Annotated in this window: 16 protein-coding genes and 1 pseudogene; 2 read left to right on the top strand and 15 right to left on the bottom strand. The window is 74.0% G+C overall.

What is annotated here, in order from left to right:
- Positions 1-48 precede the first annotated feature (48 nt).
- The 11 genes from FSW04_RS14380 to priA form a co-directional block, all read right to left on the bottom strand.
- Positions 49-2,592, bottom strand: a complete 2,544-nt coding sequence (locus tag FSW04_RS14380; protein ID WP_146920411.1) for an ABC transporter permease — start codon at positions 2,590-2,592, stop codon at positions 49-51.
- A gap of 17 nt (positions 2,593-2,609) precedes the next feature.
- Positions 2,610-3,308 carry an ABC transporter ATP-binding protein gene (locus tag FSW04_RS14375; protein WP_146920409.1) on the bottom strand — a complete coding sequence of 233 codons (699 nt, stop codon included), beginning with the start codon at positions 3,306-3,308 and terminating at the stop codon, positions 2,610-2,612.
- 106 nt (positions 3,309-3,414) lie between these two features.
- The gene (locus FSW04_RS14370; RefSeq protein ID WP_146920407.1) at positions 3,415-4,062 is read right to left on the bottom strand and encodes a response regulator transcription factor; all 648 of its coding nucleotides are present in this window, start codon (positions 4,060-4,062) and stop codon (positions 3,415-3,417) included.
- A complete protein-coding gene (locus FSW04_RS14365) occupies positions 4,053-5,807 on the bottom strand; it encodes a sensor histidine kinase (RefSeq protein WP_146920405.1) in 1,755 nt (584 codons plus the stop codon). Before FSW04_RS14365 ends, FSW04_RS14370 begins: the two co-directional genes overlap by 10 nt.
- Before the next feature lie 10 nt (positions 5,808-5,817).
- The gene (locus FSW04_RS14360; RefSeq protein WP_146920402.1) at positions 5,818-6,171 is read right to left on the bottom strand and encodes a response regulator; all 354 of its coding nucleotides are present in this window, start codon (positions 6,169-6,171) and stop codon (positions 5,818-5,820) included.
- Between the two features lie 39 nt (positions 6,172-6,210).
- Entirely contained in the window at positions 6,211-6,870 is a 660-nt protein-coding gene (gene rpe / locus FSW04_RS14355; RefSeq protein ID WP_146920400.1) for a ribulose-phosphate 3-epimerase, read from the bottom strand.
- Positions 6,870-7,127 carry a YfgJ family double zinc ribbon protein gene (locus FSW04_RS14350; RefSeq protein ID WP_146920398.1) on the bottom strand — a complete coding sequence of 86 codons (258 nt, stop codon included), beginning with the start codon at positions 7,125-7,127 and terminating at the stop codon, positions 6,870-6,872. The genes rpe and FSW04_RS14350 overlap by 1 nt, the downstream gene beginning before the upstream one ends.
- On the bottom strand, positions 7,120-8,301 hold the full coding sequence (gene rsmB / locus FSW04_RS14345) for a 16S rRNA (cytosine(967)-C(5))-methyltransferase RsmB (protein WP_146920395.1): 1,182 nt from the start codon (positions 8,299-8,301) through the stop codon (positions 7,120-7,122). The genes FSW04_RS14350 and rsmB overlap by 8 nt, the downstream gene beginning before the upstream one ends.
- Positions 8,302-8,360: 59 nt before the next feature.
- Positions 8,361-9,209 (bottom strand): methionyl-tRNA formyltransferase, encoded by an 849-nt coding sequence (locus tag FSW04_RS14340; protein WP_146920393.1) that lies wholly within the window; start codon positions 9,207-9,209, stop codon positions 8,361-8,363.
- Complete coding sequence (gene def / locus FSW04_RS14335) at positions 9,206-9,799, bottom strand: peptide deformylase (protein WP_228430475.1); 594 nt, start codon at positions 9,797-9,799, stop codon at positions 9,206-9,208. Before def ends, FSW04_RS14340 begins: the two co-directional genes overlap by 4 nt.
- A gap of 129 nt (positions 9,800-9,928) precedes the next feature.
- Entirely contained in the window at positions 9,929-12,019 is a 2,091-nt protein-coding gene (gene priA / locus FSW04_RS14330; RefSeq protein ID WP_146920391.1) for a replication restart helicase PriA, read from the bottom strand.
- Between the two features lie 71 nt (positions 12,020-12,090).
- Between priA and FSW04_RS14325 the strand changes: the two genes are divergently transcribed.
- Positions 12,091-12,573 carry a PH domain-containing protein gene (locus tag FSW04_RS14325; RefSeq protein WP_146920389.1) on the top strand — a complete coding sequence of 161 codons (483 nt, stop codon included), beginning with the start codon at positions 12,091-12,093 and terminating at the stop codon, positions 12,571-12,573.
- Positions 12,574-12,967: 394 nt separating this feature from the next.
- Here the strand turns inward: FSW04_RS14325 and metK are convergent, their stop codons facing one another.
- The 4 genes from metK to cmk are packed head-to-tail and all read right to left on the bottom strand — an operon-like array spanning position 12,968 to position 17,502.
- Complete coding sequence (metK, locus tag FSW04_RS14320; RefSeq protein ID WP_146920386.1) at positions 12,968-14,197, bottom strand: methionine adenosyltransferase; 1,230 nt, start codon at positions 14,195-14,197, stop codon at positions 12,968-12,970.
- The gene (locus FSW04_RS14315; RefSeq protein ID WP_187368785.1) at positions 14,194-15,564 is read right to left on the bottom strand and encodes a hypothetical protein; all 1,371 of its coding nucleotides are present in this window, start codon (positions 15,562-15,564) and stop codon (positions 14,194-14,196) included. Before FSW04_RS14315 ends, metK begins: the two co-directional genes overlap by 4 nt.
- 31 nt (positions 15,565-15,595) lie before the next feature.
- The gene (gene der / locus FSW04_RS14310; RefSeq protein ID WP_228430474.1) at positions 15,596-16,954 is read right to left on the bottom strand and encodes a ribosome biogenesis GTPase Der; all 1,359 of its coding nucleotides are present in this window, start codon (positions 16,952-16,954) and stop codon (positions 15,596-15,598) included.
- The gene (gene cmk, locus FSW04_RS28520; RefSeq protein ID WP_407652986.1) at positions 16,951-17,502 is read right to left on the bottom strand and encodes a (d)CMP kinase; all 552 of its coding nucleotides are present in this window, start codon (positions 17,500-17,502) and stop codon (positions 16,951-16,953) included. Before cmk ends, der begins: the two co-directional genes overlap by 4 nt.
- A 93-nt stretch (positions 17,503-17,595) precedes the next feature.
- Here cmk and FSW04_RS28515 point away from each other — a divergent pair.
- Positions 17,596-18,048: pseudogene (locus tag FSW04_RS28515) on the top strand (MFS transporter); the annotation flags it as partial.
- Positions 18,049-18,086 lie beyond the last annotated feature (38 nt).

Here is an 18,086-nt window from a genome sequence, read left to right as displayed (position 1 = left end):
GCGGCGGGATGTCCCGCCGCCCCGGAGTCCTTCGCCCGCGTCGTCGGCCTACTCGTAGGCCAGCGACTCGAGCACGTTCAGGCGCGACGCGCGGCGCGCGGGCAGGATCGCCGCCAGGACGCCGGCCAGCGCGGCGAGCACGAGCAGCAGGATCAGCGAGCCGACCGGGATCGCCAGCCTGAAGCCGTCGATCGCCCGCGTCACCAGGATCGAGAGCACGATCCCGAGCACGAGCCCGATCACCGCGCCGATCTCGGCGGTGATGATCGCCTCGTAGCGGATGACGCGGCGCACCTGCCGGCGCGACATCCCGATCGCGCGCAGCAGGCCCAGCTCGCGCGTGCGCTCGGAGATCGAGAGCACGAGCGTGTTGACGATCCCGAACAGCGACACGATGATCGCCATAGCCAGCAGCGCGTAGATCAGGGTCAGCAGCTGGTTGACCTGGTCCTCCTGCTGCTTGATGAACTCGCCGTTGGTCTTGGCCTCGGCCTCGGGGAACTGGGTGTCGAGCAGCCGGTCGATCTGGGCCTTGACCTGCGTGGCCGGCCGCGACCCGTCGTAGCCGACGAACACGAACGCGTCCTTGCGCGCGCCGAAGTCGCGCTCGAGCAGGCTGTTGGTCACGACGAGGTCGCCGGTCAGGCCGCCCTTGTCGTTCAGGATCCCGGTGACCTTCAGCGGCACCGTGAGGGCCTTGGCCGTCTCGATCCGCAGGGTGTCGCCGACCTTGACGCCGTTGTCCTCGGAGTACTTCTTGCTGATGAGGACCTGGCCGTCGCCGAGCGCGCGCATCGTGGCGTCGCCGCCCTGCTTCCAGCCCGAGTGATACAGGTCGGGGAACGTCCGCTGGTCGACGCCGGTGACGCCCTTCTTCTTGCCGTCGATCCGGCCCTGGGCGGTGCGGATCGCCGCGACCTCCTTGACGCCGGGGACCTTGGCGACAGCCGCGGTCGCCTGGGGCGAGAACGCGCTGAAGCCATCGGTGTTCTCGACGACGGCCTGGGCGCGCGAGCCGTTGTCGACCGCCTCGCGGATCGTGCTCTTGGCGCCGGCGGCGAACACGGAGGCGAACGTGACCAGCGCGACGCCGATCATCAGCGCGCCGGCGGTGACGGCCGTCCGGCCCGGGAAGCGCACGGTGTTCTCGCGGGCGATGCGGCCGGTGATCCCGCGCAGGCGCTCGAACGGGATGCCGACGAAGCCGGCGATCGGCCCGACGAGGCGGGGGCTCAGCAGCGCCACGCCGAGGAACGTCGCCACCGCGCCACCGCCCATGAGCGACAGGGCCGCGCTGGCCTTGGCGGTGCCGAACAGCCCGAGCGCCATGAGGGCCAGGCCGCCGAGCGTCAGCAGCGCGGCCAGCGGCGTGGCCCAGCGCGAGCGCTTGTGCCCGCTGTCCAGCCCCTCGCGCAGGGCCGCCAGCGGCGGCACGCGGGTGGCCCGGAACGCCGGCGCCAGCGTCGAGATGAGCGTGACGATCGTCCCCACGAGCAGCGAGACGATGATCGTGCGCGAGGCGATGACCGTGCCCGTCGTCGGCAGGTCGGCGCCGAAGGCCTTGAACAGCGCCTTCAGGCCCCCGGCCACGAGGATGCCCAGGCCCAGGCCCACGGCCGAGCCGACGACGCCGATCACCAGGCCCTCGGCCAGGACCGAGCGCAGCACCTGCTTGCGCTTGGCGCCCAGCACCCGCAGCAGCGCGAACTCGCGCGTGCGCTGGGCCACCGTGATCGAGAACGTGTTGAAGATCAGGAAGGCCCCGACGAACAGGGAGATCCCGGCGAAGGCCAGCAGCGCGGTGCGCAGGAAGTCCAGGAAGCCCGTCTTGATGTCCTTGGTCTGCTGGTCGGCCTGCTCGGGGCCGGTGCGCACCTCGATGCCCTTGGGCACCACCTTGGCGATGCGCGCCTTGAGCTGGGCCGGCGTCACGCCGGGCTTGGCGGCGACCTCGATCTCGTCGAAGGCGGTGCCCTTGCCGGTCATGCGCTGGGCCTCGGGCAGCGTCAGGACCGCGATGACCCCGCCGCCGAGCGAGTCGACGCCGGCGATCGTCACGATGCCCGAGATGGTGTACAGCTTCTTGGGGGCCGCGTCCTGGATCTGGAGCTTGTCGCCGAGCCTGAGGTGCTCGTTGTCGGCCGTGCCCTTGGGGATGGCGACCTCGTCGGCCGTCTCGGGCAGATGGCCCTGGGTCGGCGCGAAGGACTCGAAGCGCTTGACGTCGTGGGCCCCGGCGATCGCGCTGAAGCCCTTGCCCTTGAGCTTGGAGCCGTCGGCCTTGCGGAACGAGCCGCCCGCGCTGAACACGGCACCCTCGGCCTGGGCGACGCCGTCGACCTGCTTGACGCGGGCCAGGACGGAGGCCGGGATCGGTGGCGGGTCGTTGTCGCCGGCGAGGTCGTTGTTCGGCGACAGCGCGACGTCGGTGCCCTTGTTGCCCTGCGTGAAGATCGTGTCGAACGACTTCGTGATGGTGTCGGTGAAGATGTAGGTGCCCGCGATGAGCGTGACGCCCAGCGCGACGGCCAGGGCGGTCAGGGCAAGGCGGAGCTTGCGGGCGAGCAGCCCGCGGACGGCGATCTTGGCCATGGTGGTCGGCTCCGGGCCTAGGCGACGGCGGACGTGGTGGGGGCGCGGTCCTCGACGATCTGGCCGTCGCGCAGGACGAGCAGGCGGTCGGCGTAGCCGGCGGCCTCCTCGTCGTGGGTGACCATGATGATCGTCTGGCCGAACTCGTCGACGGACCGGCGCAGCAGCTGCAGGATCTCGGTGGAGGCCGCCGAGTCCAGGTTGCCCGTCGGCTCGTCCGCGAACACGACCGCGGGCCGGCTGGCCAGCGCCCGGACGACGGCCACGCGCTGCTGCTGGCCGCCGGAGAGCTCGCTGGGCCGGTGCGTGATGCGGTCGCGAAGGCCCACGAGGTCGATGAGCTGCTCGACCCAGGCGTCGTCGGGGTCGCGGCCGGCGATCGACAGCGGCAACACGATGTTCTCGAACGCCGTCAGCACGGGCAGCAGGTTGAAGGCCTGGAAGATGAAGCCGACGCGGTCGCGGCGCAGCTGGGTCAGCGCGTCGTCGTTGAGCGTGGTCAGCTCGATGCCGTCGAGCGTCACGGTGCCCGAGGTCGGGCGGTCCAGGCCGGCGAGCAGGTGCATCAACGTGGACTTGCCGGAGCCCGAGGGGCCCATGATCGCGGTGAACGCGCCGGCGGGAAAGTCGACGGTGACGCCGTCGAGCGCTGTCACGGCAGCACCACCCTCGCCGAACACCCGGCCGAGGTCCTGCGCAGAGACGATGGAGGTCATGTCGGGCAGCCTCCCAGCCAGGGGATTTTCCCGGGGTACGGCTAGCTCCCCCTTAACCCCTAGGGGATGTCACCGGTGGACCCGTGACGCGTCCCCGACGCGGTGCTCAGGCGGACTGCACGTAGGCCAGGACGGCGAGGACGCGGCGGTGGTCCTCGACGGTCGGCGGCAGCGAGAGTTTGGTGAAGATCGACGTCACGTGCTTCTCCACCGCGCGCTCGGTGACGACGAGCGCCTCGGCGATCGCGTGGTTGGAGCGGCCCTCGGCCATGAGGCCGAGCACCTCGCGCTCGCGCGGGGAGAGGGCCTCGAGCGGGTCCTCCCGACGCCGGCGGCCGAGCAGGCGCGAGACGACCTCGGGGTCCAGGGCGCTGCCGCCCTCCCCCACGCGCCGCACGGCCTCCGTGAAGCGGTCGACGTCGCTGACGCGGTCCTTGAGCAGGTAGCCGATCCCCGCGGCGTCGTCGGAGAGCAGCTCGAGCGCCGAGGTCTCCTCGACGTAGGCGCTGAGCACGAGCACCCCGGTGTCGGGGAAGCGCGAGCGGATCTCCAGCGCGGCCTTCAGGCCCTCGTCGGTGTGGGTCGGCGGCATGCGCACGTCGACGATCGCGACGTCGGGCTTGTGGGCGCCGACCTTGCGCAGCAGGTCCTCGGCGTCGCCCGACTGGGCCACCACCTCGAAGTCCTTGCCCTCCAGGAGCGCCGCGAGCCCCTCCCGCAGCAGCACCGAGTCGTCTGCCAGCACTACGCGCAAGGGATCCTCGCCCTCACGGTCGTGCCGACCCCCAGGGGGGAGTCGACCTCCAGCCGCCCGTCCAGGGCGGCGAGGCGGTCGGCCAGCCCGCGCAGGCCCGTGCCGGCCGACGGGTCAGCGCCGCCGATGCCGTTGTCCTCGATCTCGACCACTGCGTATCCATTCTCGCGGAGAACCCGGACAGTCGCATATTCGGCGTCGGCGTACTTGGCCATGTTGGCCAGCGACTCCGAGACCACGAAGTACGCGACGGCCTCGACGGGCATCGGCAGGCGTGCGTCGGGCACGCCCTCGATCTCCACGGGGACCGGTGCGCGGCCGGCCAGCGCCTCCAGCGCGGCAGGCAGCCCGCGGTCGGTGAGCACCGCCGGGTGGATGCCGCGGGCCAGCTCGCGCAGCTCCTCCAGCGCGTTGGCGAGCTCGACGCGGGCGCCGTCGAGGATGCGCTCGGCCACGTCCGGGCTCTCGCGCAGCTTGGAGCGTGCCAGGCCGAGCTGGAGCGAGAGCGCGACGAGCCGCTGCTGGGCCCCGTCGTGGAGGTTGCGCTCCAGTGCCCGGCGCTCGGCCATGCCGACCTCGATGACCTTGGCCCGCGACACCTGCAGCTCGGCGACGCGCGCCTTGAGCTCGGCCTCCAGGCGCTCGTTCTCCAGCGCCAGAGCGGCGGCGGCGCCGGCGGCGCGCACCAGGCCGGGCTCGTCCAGCAGCGCGGCGTCGTGGACGATCGCAGCGACCCGGAGGCCCTCGCGCTCGATCTCGGTGACCGCGCGCGAGCGCGACGAGGTGGGCGGCAGCTCGACGGGCTGGCCCTGCGCGTCGACGTAGCGCTCCGAGCCACGCGACCAGAACGCGAGCGTCAGCGAGCGGTCGCCGAGCGCGTCGGAGAGCGCGTCGCGCAGCGACTCGCCCTCGATGCCCTGGGCGTTGAGGCGCTCGACGAGGTCGCCGACGGCGCCGGCGCGGCTGTAGCGCGTGCGCAGCAGGCCGATGACGAACGCCCACGGCAGCGCCGCGAACGCGATGAGCGACCCGAGGCTCGGCCCCGAGACGACCGGGCCGCCGTCGCTGAAGATGTCGGCGCCGGCCGCGACGGCCAGCGCGACCATGAGCGCCAGCCCCGTCCACAGGACCGGCGCCATCGCGCGGCGCTGGGGCGGCGACGCGGCGCGGCGCTTCTCGAAGAGCTGTACCGCGAGCCACACGATGAGCGCGGCGCCCACGAGCCGGGCCACGGCGGAGAAGACCTGCGCGCTGTCGGGCGCGTCGGTCAGCGCCCAGGCGTTGCGCGGCGCGTTGGCCGGCCCGCCGATGTCGCCACCCAGCAGGAAGAACGGGACCTGGACGAAGAAGACGTCGAGGTAGCCGATCGCGATGAGCGTCCGGGCCTGGGTGGTCTCCAGCCGCCCGGCCGGGAAGGCCAGCAGCATGTGGCCGACGAGGACGAGGTACAGCGGGCCGAGGTAGACGCCCAGTGTGTAGACCCAGGCGTCGTTGGCCTCCGTCAGCCCCGAGACGAACCACGCGAAGCCGACCGCGGTCATGAGCGCGCCGAAGCGGTTGTGGGGCCGGCGCAGCCAGGCGAAGATCCCGATGCCGCTGAAGCTCAGGCCGATGAACGGCCCGAGGATCGCGGTCGCGGTCTGGGCGTCCTCGTGGTCGGAGGCCAGGACCATCGCGACCATGACGGCCCCCAGGGCCAGGGCCGCGGCGAACAGCGCGAAGAGCGCCGCGCGCAACGAGCTCACGGGCCCGCCCTCACCGGATCAGCTCCGCGAGGGCTGCGCCCGAGAGCTCTCCCTTCGGGATGAAGCCGCGGGCCCCGCTGCGATGCACGAGCGGGCCGAAGTCCGAGCTGTCGCGGCTGGAGGTCAGGACGACGGCCGGAGCGCCGAGCACGCTCGTGATGCGCGCGGCGACGTCGAAGCCGTCGAGGTCGGGCAGGTTGACGTCGAGCAGCACGAGATCGGGGTGCAGCTCCCCCGCGGCGACGATGGCGCTCATGCCGTCGGGCGCCTCGCCGACCACGTCGAAGCCCTCGCTCTCCAGCAGGAGGCGAGCGGTCGACCGGAAGGTCGGGTGGTCGTCGACGATGAGGACCTTGGTGCTCACGGCTCGTTCACATCATCGGCCCCGTCCGGGGCCCAGTCGTTACGGCTGGCTACACCCCGCCGCCGCGGCGATCTCGGCGTAGGCGGTCGCGGGGTCCGGCGCGCCGAACACGGCGCTGCCGGCCACGAACAGCGTGGCGCCGGCGGCGGCCGACGGGCCCGCGGTGGAGGCGTCGATGCCCCCGTCGACCTCGAGGTCGGGCTCGTCGCCCAGCAGGGCGCGCAGCCGCCGGATGCGGTCGGGTGAGCCGGGGATGAAGGCCTGGCCGCCCCAGCCCGGGTTGACGGTCATGCACAGCGCCCGGTCGACGTCGAGCTCGCCGTAGATCGCCAGCGGGGTCGACGGGCAGACCGCCACGCCGGCGCGGCAGCCCAGCTCGCGGATCCGCTGCACGGCGTAGTGGACGTGCGGCGTGGCCTCGGCGTGGACGGTGATCGCGTCGGCCCCGGCCGACGCGAAGTCGGCGACGAACCGCTCCGGGCGCTCCACCATGAGGTGGACGTCGAACTCGACGCCGAGGTCGAGGTCGCGCAGCGCCGAGAGCACCTGGGGGCCCATGGACAGCGTCGGCACGAAGTGGCCGTCCATGATGTCGACGTGGATGATGCGGGCCCCGGCGTCGACGACCTCGGCGACCTGCGCCCCGAGCCGCGTGAAGTCCGCGGCCAGGATGGACGGGGCGATCCGCGGCGGCGGCATCAGACCTCCACGAGCATCGAGCCGCCGCAGTGGTTGCAGACCGTCGTCGCCGTCGAGGACATGCGGACGATCGTCGAGTGCTCGCCGCAGTCGGGGCACACGGAGCGCAGCTCGAAGCGGTGCAGGCAGTTCACGCAGCGGTAGCGCCCCGGCAGGGTGCTCGGGCGCAGCCAGGGCTCGCCGCAGCCGGGGCACGTGAGGCCGAGCGGACGGGGCTCGCTCAGGCCCTTCCTGTCTCCCCCGCCGCGGTCAGCCATCGACGGCAATATAGAAGCCGTCGGTCCCGTCTCGATGCGGGAGGGTGCGCACCGCCACGCCCCCGACGATCTCCTCGCGCGGCGAGAGCGTGCACGTCGAGAAGACGAGGCGCCCGCCCGGGGCCAGCGCGCCGCGGGCCGCGGCGACGATGTCCTCCTGCTCGGCGCGCAGCTGCTCGATGCCCTCCGGCGAGGCGCGCCAGCGCAGGTCGGGGTGCGAGCTCAGGGTGCCCAGGCCGCTGCACGGGGGATCGACCAGGACGCGGTCGAACGTGCCGCCGAGCGCCTGCGGCGTCACCTCGCGGGCGTCGGCCACGTGGATCTTCACGCTCGTGGCGTGCATGCGCTGCGCCTGGACGCGCAGTGCCTCGGCGCGGCGCGCGTGGCGCTCGACGGCGACGATCTCGCCCCGGTCGCCCATGAGCGCGGCCAGGTGGGTCGTCTTGCCGCCGGGCGCGGCGCAGAGGTCGAGGATGCGCTCGCCGGGCTGGGGGTCGAGGATCCGGGCGACGCGCTGCGAGGCGCGCGACTGCGGGGTGATCGCCCCGGCCCGGTACAGCGGGTGGGCCAGGACGTCGATCGGGCCCTGCACGACCAGGGCGTCGTCCTCGCGGCGGCCGGGCAGGTCGACCTCGACGCCGGCCAGCGGGTTGATGCGCAGCGCCAGCTCGGCGGGCTCGTTGTCGGCGGCCAGCAGCGCGCGCGTCTCGTCCGCACCGAGCCAGTCCCACCACAGCAGCACAAGCCACTCGGGATGGGCGTGGTGGACGGCCGCGTCCTTGGGGTTGTCGTCGCCGGGGAGCGCGGCGCCCTCGCGCAGGACCTTGCGCAGCACGGCGTTGACGAGCTTGGCGCCGGGGTTGGGCTTGGCCAGCTCGACGCTCTCGGCCACGGCGGCGTGGCGCGGGATCTCCGTGTAGAGCAGCTGGTAGAGGCCGAGCTGCAGGGCGGCGCGCACCTCCGGGTCCAGGCGGCGCTGGACGTGGCGGTCGATGACCCAGTCCAGGGTGCCGCGGCGCTGCACGGTGCCGAAGGCCAGGCGCTTGGCGAGCGCGCGGTCGCGGGCGTCCAGGCCGGCGGAGGCGCCGTGCAGGGCGCGGTCGGCGTAGGCGCCCTGCTCGATGGCGCGCCGCACGACCTCCATGGCAGCTCGGCGTGCGGGACTGGCGGGCACCACCCCCAGAGTAGGGGCTCGGAGGCGTGGCGCCGCGCGATGCGCCGGGGTCCGGACGATCAGCCCGCGCCGGCGGGCGGGTGGCCGCGCAGGTAGTCGGCGTAGGCCATGGGCCGGCCGCCGGCCGGCTGGACCGTCACGAGCTCCAGCGTCCCGTCCTCGCCGGTCCGGGCCTCGTGGACGCCGAGGAAGCTGCCGTCGGGCAGCGCGATGCGCGCCCCGATGTGCGAGTGCAGGGCCCGCACGATGCGGGCGTTCTCCTCCGCGGGGCGCGTGAGGTCCAGCGTGCGGTCCCGGGCGCTGAGCTTCTCGGCGTAGGTCACGCCGTCCTCGGGCTGGGGCACGGGCTCGCGCGGATGGTCCAGCACGTCGGTCAGCAGGGCGATGGAGGCCTCCTGCAGGCGCGCGGCCACCGTCCCGTAGTCGTCCTGCGGGCCGATCGGCACGACCCCCGTGGCGTACACGGGACCCGCGTCCAGGGCCGCTACCAGGCGCATGATCGACACGCCGGTCTCCGTGTCACCGGCCATGATCGCGCGCTCGACGGGAGCGGCGCCCCGCCAGCGCGGCAGCAGCGACGGGTGGACGTTGAGGATGTCGTGGTCGGTGAGCAGCGGCTCCTTGACCAGCGCGCCGAACGCGCAGAGCACGACGGCCACGCCGTCGCCGTCGCCGGCCTGCGCGATCCGGGCGACGGCCTCCGGATCGTTGACGGACGCCGGCTGGTCGACGGCGATGCCCAGCTCGCGGGCGGCGACCGCGACGGGCGGCGGCGCGACGCGGCGGCCGCGGCCCTGGCGGGCGTCGGGCCGCGTGACCACGAGCGCGGGGCGGTGCGGGCCGGCGGCCAGGCCGCGCAGGACGGCGGCCGCGAAGTCCGAGGTGCCGAGGTAGACGACCGCGGTCACGAAGCCGCGTCGGCGGCCGTGTCGAGGGCGGCGCGCAGCGCGCGCATGCCCTCCTTGCGCTGGTCGCGCGGGGTGCGGTCGAGGATGAGCACGCCGTCGAGGTGGTCGAGCTCGTGCTGGATGACCCGGGCCTCCAGGCCGCTGGCCTCGACGAGGATGGCCTCGCCCTGCTCGTCCTGGGCCCGGACCCGGACGTGGACCGGGCGCTCGACGTCGACGTGGACGGCCGGCAGGCTCAGGCAGCCCTCCTCGGCCCACTCCTGCTCCTTGCTGGACCACTCGACGACCGGGTTGACCAGGGCGTTGACCGGGCTGTCGCCCTCGACGCGGTAGACGAGGACGCGGTGCAGGATCCCGACCTGGGTCGCGGCGAGCCCGATCCCGTAGGCGTCGTGCATGAGCAGACCCATGCGGGCGATCTCGGTGCGCAGGTCCTCGTCGAAGCGGTCGACCTCGCGCGCCCGGGCCCGCAGCACGGGATCGCCGAACTTGCGCACGTGCGCCAGCGCCGCGCGCCGGCGGGCCAGCGTCTCGGGATCGAGGATCGGAGGCTCGGGGGCCTCGTCGAGGTCTTCGTGGTGCTCGGCCACGGGTCGGATGGTACTTCGGCGCGGTCCGGGGTCACCGCGTGCGCCCCGCGTGACGGGTGTGGCGCGAGGCTTGGGGGGTGTTCCCGATCGAGGACGCGGAGGGGGAGTGCTCGACGTCCGGGCGGTTCGTCACTGCGCGTCCACGTCCACGCTGAACGCCGCGGCCTTGTAGGCCTTGTCGGCGCTGACCTCGCGCACCGCGGCGTCGGCCTGCTCCACCGCCGCGCGGCGGCCCGGGCCCACCGGGCCCTTCAGGACGACCTGGCTGCGCTCGCGCCCGCGCAGGCGGAACAGCGGCGCCGGACCCAGCGCACCCGGCAGCCGCGCGTGGATCGCCGTCGCCGCCGCGTGCGCCACGCCCGTGGACTCCGACGAGCAGACGATCCGGATGAGCGTCGAGAACGGCGGATAGCGCAGCGCCTCGCGGCGCTCGAGCTCGCCGCGCAGGAAGCCGTCGCTGTCGTGGCGGGCGGCGAAGGCGATCGCCGGCGCGGTCGGGTCGATGGTCTGCACGAGCACCCGCGCGCCCGCGTTGCCGCGGCCCGCGCGGCCGGCGAGCTGGGTCACCAGGGCGAACGTGCGCTCCTCGGCGCGGAAGTCGGGGAAGCGCAGCGTCGCGTCGGCGTCGAGGACGACGCCGAGGTCGACGTCGGGGAAGTCGTGGCCCTTGGCGACGACCTGGGTGCCGACGAGGATCGCCGAGTCGGCCCGCTCGAACGCGGCGAGCACCGGCCCGGCGTGGCGCACGTCGGCGTCCAGGCGCAGCACGGGCCGCCCGAGCGCCGCCAGGTCGTGCTCCAGGCGCTCGGTCCCCGCGCCGTGGCGGGCGATGGAGATCGACCCGCAGTCCGGGCAGGTGCCGGGCACCGCCTCGGCGTGGCCGCAGTGGTGGCAGGCCACGCGGTCCTGCGAGCGGTGCAGGACCAGCGCGACGTCGCACTGCGGGCACTCCCACACCCGGCCGCAGGACCGGCACGTCAGGAAGTTCGACCAGCCGCGGCGGTTGAGCAGCACGATGGCCTTGCGCGCGTCCACGAGCGCCTCGTGCGTCCGGGGGTGCACGGCGCCCGGCGCGTGGCGCAGGTCGACGATCTCGACCGCCGGCATCGACGACCCGTCCACCCGCCGCGGCAGCCGGACGCGCCGCAGGGCGTGCACGGACTCCGGGCGCGGCGTCGCGCTGCCGCACACGAGGACCGCGCCGTGCTGCAGCGCGCGCTTCTCGGCGACGAGGCGGGCGTCGTAACGAGGGTCGCCCTCGTTCTTGTAGGAGCCGTCGTGCTCCTCGTCGACGACGACGAGGCCGAGCCGGTCCATCGGCGCGAACACCGCGCTGCGCGGCCCCACGCACACCCGCGCGGCGCCCGACCGCAGCCGGCGCCACTCGTCGTAGCGCTCGCCGGCGCCGAGCTTGGAGTGCAGGACGGCCACCGTGTCGCCGAAGCGCCCGACGAAGCGGTCGATCATCTGCGGCGTCAGCCCGATCTCGGGCACGAGGATGAGCACCGCCCGTCCGCGCTCGAGGGTCGCGGCCGCCGCGCGCAGGTAGACCTCGGTCTTGCCCGACCCGGTCACGCCGTGCAGCAGCAGGCGCTCGGGCCGGTCGGTCGCGGCGGTGGCCAGGATGGCGTCCAGCGCGTCCTGCTGGTCGGCGGTCAGGCCGGGCTGGGGCCGGCGGATACCGACCGCGGTGTGCTGCGGCGCGCGGCGCCGGCCGCGCGGCCCGATCTCGACCAGGCCGCGGGCCTCCAGGCGGCGCAGCGCGCCGAGGTCGGGGCCCGCGAACCGCGGCAGCGCCTGCAGCAGCGCGCCCTGCTTGCCCGTCAGGCGCAGCTCGGTGGCCCCCAGATGGGCCTCGGCCTGGATGGCGGCGTCGCCGTCGGGGGTCCGGTGCGCCCACAGCTGCACCCGCTCGCGCGCGCCCCGGGGCGGCAGCAGCAGCGACAGCGCCCGGGCCGGCGTCGAGGCGTACTCCCGCGCCAGCCACAGCCCGAGGTCGACGAGGTCGGCGGGCAGCGCGTCGGGCAGCACGCGCAGCGGCGCGGCCAGCCGGTGCTCGGAGTGATCGACGACGCCGGTGACGACCGCGGTGAGCCGCTGGCGCCCGAACGGGACCTCCAGGAGCGAGCCGACGTCGGTGCCGTCGGGGCGCACGTAGTCGAACGGCCCGCGCAGCGCGCGGGCCGTCGTGAGCGGCTCGACCTGGACGATGTGCGACACGCTCCCCGAGCATAGGCCGCGGCCGGGCGGCCCTGTCGGAGCGCGACGGTCCGGGTTAGGCTGGGCCGATCATGGACCTGCACCCCGGCGAGCAGATCGTCTTCGAGGGCCACCCGTCGTGGCGCGGCGTGCTGAGCTTCTACCTCAAGGGCCTGGTCCTCGCCGTGGTCGTGGGGGCGATCCTGCTGTTCGCCGTCTCGACCGCGATCGGCATCGTGGCCTTCGTCGTGGTCATGGCGGTCGTCGTCCTCGTCGGCTTCGTCATGCGGATGGCGACGACGTTCATCATCAGCACCGAGCGTCTGCACATCCGCACGGGCATCCTGTCCAAGCACGTGCAGCAGACCAGCGTCGACCGCATCCAGAACGTCAACACCGACCAGTCGCTCGTCGACCGCGTCCTGCGCGTGGGCAAGGTCGACTTCGACACGGCCGGCACCGACGACTCGGACTTCACCTTCCGCGGCATCGCCAGCCCGGGCGACGTCGTGGCGGCCGTGGACCGCGCCCGCCGCGCGCACGACCGCACGGCGAGCTCGCCTCAGCCCTTGTAGGGGTCGACCGCGTCGGCGGCGGCCATCGCCACGCCGATCGGCGTCAGGCGGTGCACGATCTCCACCACGTCGCCGTGTGCCGCGAGCACCGCGTCCGGGCCCCCGGGGCCTCGTCGGCGGCACCGCTCGATGCCCTCCTCGCGCGCCCGCGCAGGACCGCGTCGAAGTCGACGAGGCCCTCCTGACCCGGCCGCGCCGTTTGGCCATGCGGGCATGCCTGCGCTCGTGCTGGTAGCGGAGCGGACCCTGGCGGCGGCGCGAGCCGGGGCGGCGCGGGCGCCCGTCGTGGTCACCGTGCTGAGCGCGGCCGAGCTGCAGGCCCTGCGGTCGCAGCGCAGGCGGCGGTCACCTGGCGGGAGCGGATCTGAGCGATCCGCTCCCGCCGGGGGCGGAGCTAGGCCGTGGCGGGCTCGGTGAGGCCGGCGGCCTCGGCCAGGGCGGCGGCCTTGTCGGTCCGCTCCCAGGTGAAGTCGTCGTCGTCACGGCCGAAGTGGCCGTAGGCGGCGGTCTTCTGGTAGATCGGGCGGTGCAGGTCCAGCGCGGCGCGGAACGCGCCGGGACGCAGGTCGAAGTGCGCGTCGACGAGCTCGGCGATCCGGCCGCGGCCGATCTTCTCGGTGCCGAACGTCTCGACCATCACCGAGACCGGGTGCGCGACGCCGATGGCGTAGGCCACCTGGACCTCGGCGCGGTCGGCCAGGCCGGCGGCCACGACGTTCTTGGCCACCCAGCGCGCCGCGTAGGCGGCCGAGCGATCGACCTTGGACGGGTCCTTGCCGCTGAACGCCCCGCCGCCGTGACGGGCGAAGCCGCCGTAGGTGTCGACGATGATCTTGCGCCCGGTCAGCCCGGCGTCGCCGACGGGTCCGCCGATGACGAAGCGCCCGGTCGGGTTGACCAAGAACTCCTTGCGCAGCGCGTTGGCGTCGTAGAGCTCGGCCGGCAGCACGGGCAGCACGACGTGCTCCCACAGGTCGTCGGTGATCTGCCGGCGCGTGGCGCGCTCGGCGTGCTGGGTGGAGATCAGCAGCTTCTCGACCGCCACCGGCCGGCCGTCGACGTAGCGCACCGACACCTGCGTCTTGCCGTCCGGGCGCAGGTAGTCCAGCGTGCCGTCCTTGCGCACCGCCGCCAGGCGCTCGGCCAGCTGATGGGCCAACGTGATCGGCGCCGGCATGAGGTTGGCCGTCTCGTTGGAGGCGTAGCCGAACATCATCCCCTGGTCACCCGCCCCGGCGATGTCGAGCTCGTCGGTCGAGCCCTCCGACCGCGCCTCATCGGCCTGGTCGACGCCCTGGGCGATGTCGGGCGACTGCTTGTCGATCGCGTTGAGCACCGCCGCGGAGTCCGCGCTGAAGCCCAGGTCGGCGTCGACGTAGCCGATCTTTCTGATCGTCTCGCGGGCCACCTCCTGGATGTCGACATAGGTCTCGGTCGTGATCTCGCCCGAGACCACCACCAACCCCGTGTTGACCAACGTCTCGCACGCCACACGCGAGCCGGGATCATCGGCCAGGCAGGCATCCAGGACGCCATCGGAGATCTGATCGGCGACCTTGTCGGGATGGCCCTCGGTCACAGACTCAGAGGTGAACAGGTATTCGTTGTCGGCGTACTGGCTCATGGGGTGATGAGGAGGGAGATCTCCGCGGTCGATTCGCTGTCGTTGCCGGACGTGTCCGCGCCGATGGAGCGGACCTTCTCGAGGTCGGACTTGGCGGCCTGGTAGGCGCTCGAGTCGCCCAGTCCCGTCTGCTCGCCCAGCTGGAGCAGCCTGCTGAAGTCCAGGAAGAGTAGCGAGGAGACCGATTGGGGGTGATTTCCGACCGACTTTGACCATTGGTCGGTGCCCGACAGGTGCGGGCCGCCCGCCTGGACGGCGCGGATCCCCGCCGCGCTCGTCGACACCGCGACCTTGCCGTCGAAGACCGCGGTTCGGAACGCGCGGCGCAGCGCGACGGGCAGCCGCGCCAGCGCACGGCGCGTGGCGGCCTCGTCCTGCGTGCGGGCCAGCAGCGTCAGGACGGGTGCGGGCGTGGCCGGCGTCAGGATGATCGCGGCCTCCCCCGCGAAGAGCCGGAGCAGGTCGGTGTCGATGCCCTGCACCAGCGGCGCGAGCTGCTTGGAGCCGGAGCCGGCGGCGGCCAGCAGCCGCCGCAGCGCGGGCGCGAGGTTGCTGACGCCCAGGTAGGACATCGCCCCGGCCGGGGCGGCGTCCTGGAGCGTCGGCGAGAACGGCCGGAAGCCCGCGCCGGCCTTCCTGGCCTGCGCCGGGTCGCGCAGCGAGCGCACGACGATCCGCGCCCCGTCGCGGGTGGCCGAGAGCGCGAAGCCGGCGCCCGTCAGCCCCGGCTGGTTGAGCAGCACCCCGGCGACCCCGAGCAGGCCGCCTTGCGGGGCCAGCAGCCGGCGCACGCCGTCGGCCGAGACCCAGCCGTCGGCCGCGCGGTCGGCGGGCAGCCGGGCGAAGACCCGGCGCGGCCCCGCCGCGGCCGCCAGCGACGTCCCGCGGCCGCGCTGGAGGTCCTGGGCCACCGACAGGCTCTCGGGCTGCCCGATGGCCAGGAAGTGCCCGACGTAGGCGACGCTGAGCGCGCCGCAGCCGCGCTGGGAGCCGTCGGCGTGTTCGCCGCCCGCGTCGACGAGCACGAGCGAGTTCGCCGTGGTCCCCTTGCCGATGTAGAAGAGCGCCAGGGCGGCCTCGTTGGCGCCCTTCAGCGCGTCGGCGGCCGTCCGGCAGTCCGGCGCGGCGAGCTGGCGCACGACGGAGTCGCGCAGCCGCGGCCAGCTGGGGAAGCGCGCGGCCATCGCCGCGGCACGGCGCGTCGCCGGGCGCCCCGGGTCGGTCGAGAGGTGGACGTAGACCAGGACGTCGGCGGGCACCAGCGCGGCGGCGCCGCTGGCCGGCGGTCCTCCCGAGCCCCTGCCGCCGTCGCTGCCGCCGAGCGCCAGCGCCAGCGCCACCACGATCGCCGCGACGCCCCACCGCACCGCGTGGTGCGCGAGCGCCGCCGGCGGCCTGCTAGCGCTCGGCGTGCTTGCCCTCACGCCGGCTGCCCCGCTCGTTGAAGTCGATGATCAGGGGGATCCCGTCCATCCCGTAGCGAGCACGCAGCCGATTCTCGATGAAGTAGGCGTAGTCGCGCGTCACCCGGTTGCGCGAGTTGATCTGGATGGCGAACCGCGGCGGGCGCGTCTCGAACTGCGACATGTAGAGCAGGCGCAGCCGGCTGCCCTGCTTGGCCGGCGGCTGGCGCTCCTGCACGACCTCGCTGATGAAGCGGTTGAGCTGCGGGGTCGGGATGCGCGTGCTGACGCGGTCGCCGAGGATGATCGCCTCCTTGAGCAGCCGCTCGACGTTGCGCCCGCTCTTGGCCGACACGGTGAGGACCTTGGGTCGCAGGCGCAGCTTGTTGCGGACCTTGGCCCGCTCGTGGTCGAGGTCGGACTCCTCCATGGCGGCGATGTCCCACTTGTTGAGCACGAGCGCGGTGGCGCACCCCTCGCGCATCGCGAGATCGGCGATGCGCAGGTCCTGGGCGGTGACGCCGTCGTGGGCGTCGCAGATCACGAGGGCGACGTCGGCGCGCTCGACCGCCCGCTGCGAGCGCAGGGTGGTGTAGTACTCGACCGACTCGGTGACCTTGGACTGCCGGCGCATGCCCGCCGTGTCGACGACGATGACGCGGCGGCCGTCGACCTCGAGGGGCAGGTCGATCGCATCGCGCGTGGTGCCCGCCACCTCGCTGACGATCACGCGCTCGGAGTTCATGAAGCGGTTGACCAGCGAGGACTTGCCGACGTTCGGGCGCCCGATGAGGGCCAGGCGGATGATGTCGTCGTCCTCGTCGACGGCGTCGCCCTCGGGCAGCAGCTCGACCACGCGGTCCAGCAGGTCGCCCGTGCCCAGGCCCTGCGCGGCGCTGACCGGCAGCGGGTCGCCGAGGCCGAGGCGGTGGAAGTCCAGCGCCAGGGACGTGTCCTTGACGTCGTCGACCTTGTTGGCGGCGACGATGACCGGCTTGTGCCAGCGGCGCAGCAGGTCGGCCAGCTCCGCGTCCCCGGGCCGCGCCCCGGCCTGGGCGTCGACGACCAGGACGCCGAGGTCGGCGTCGGCCATCGCGGCCTGGGCCTGCTCGCGGATCGACCCGGCCATCGGGTCGTCGTCGAGGAAGTCCATGCCGCCGGTGTCGATGAGCGTGAAGCGCCGGCCGTTCCACTCGCACGGCACCTCGTGGCGGTCGCGCGTGACGCCGGGGCGCTCGTGCACCACGGCCACGCGGGTCTCGCTGAGCCGGTTGACCAGCGAGGACTTGCCGACGTTGGGGTAGCCGAGGATCGCGACCTTCGGGCCGCGGGTCATGGGCGCGTCGGTGCTCATCGCGGCACCCGGGCGACGATGGCCTGCACGACCTCGTCGATCGACAGGCCGGTGGTGTCCAGCGGCGTGGCGCCGGGCGCCGGGTGCAGGGTCGTGCGGCCGTGGCCGCTGTCGCGCTCGTCGCGCAGCGCCAGCTCGCGGGCGACGACGCCCGCGTCGGCGCCCAGCTCGGCGGCGCGGCGCCGCGCGCGCTCCTGCGGGGAGGCGGTCAGGAAGACCTTGACCTCGGCGTCGGGCGCCACGACGGTGGCGATGTCGCGGCCCTCGGCGACCCAGTCGCCTCCGGCGATGAGCTCGCGCTGGCGGGCGATGAGCGCCTCGCGCACCTCGGGCCGCGCGGCGACCTCGGAGGCGCGCTCGGTGACCCCGGGCGTCCTGATCGCCGTCGTGACGTCCTCGCCGTCGAGCAGCACGCGGTCCTCGGCGAAGGCGATGCGCGCCGCGTCGACGGTCCCGGCGCCGCGCAGGGAGGCCAGCGCGGCGCAGCGGTACATGGCCCCGGTGTCGAGGTAGGTGAAGCCCAGGGCGTGCGCGACCGCGCGCGCCACGGTGGACTTGCCCGCTCCGGCGGGTCCGTCGATGGCCACAAGCACGCGTCGAGGGTAGGGCCCCGCGAGCGGTGTGGCATCCTCGCCCGTCGCATGCGCCTCCTGGGTCCCCTGCGCGAGCGTGACTTCGCGCTCCTGTTCGCGGGGACGCTGGTGTCCCTGCTGGGCGACGGGATCTTCATGGTCGCCCAGGCGTTCGCCGTGCTGCAGCGCTCCGACGGCCCCACGGCGCTCTCGCTCGTCGGGGTCGCGTGGTCGGTCGGGATCCTCCTGTTCCTGCTCGTGGGCGGCGTCCTGGCGGACCGCATGGACAAGCGCCGGCTGCTCGTCGCGGCCGACGTCGTGCGGCTCGTCGCCCTCGGCGTGGCCGCCGCGCTGGCGCTCACGGGCGACCTGGCGATCTGGCACCTCATGGTGCTCGGGTTCGCCTACGGCGTCGGCGAGGGCCTGTCGGGCCCGGCGATGGGCTCCATCCTGCCCGAGCTGGTCCCGGAGGCCGTCCTGCTGCAGGCCAACGCGCTGTCGCTGTCGCTGCGCCCGCTGGCCATGCGGCTCGTCGGGCCGGCGCTGGGCGGCGCGATCGT

The sequence above is a fragment of the Baekduia soli genome, assembly GCF_007970665.1.
Lineage (GTDB): Bacteria > Actinomycetota > Thermoleophilia > Solirubrobacterales > Solirubrobacteraceae > Baekduia > Baekduia soli.
Note: the sequence above shows the minus strand (reverse complement) of the source record. Positions and strands in the feature narration are given on the sequence as shown.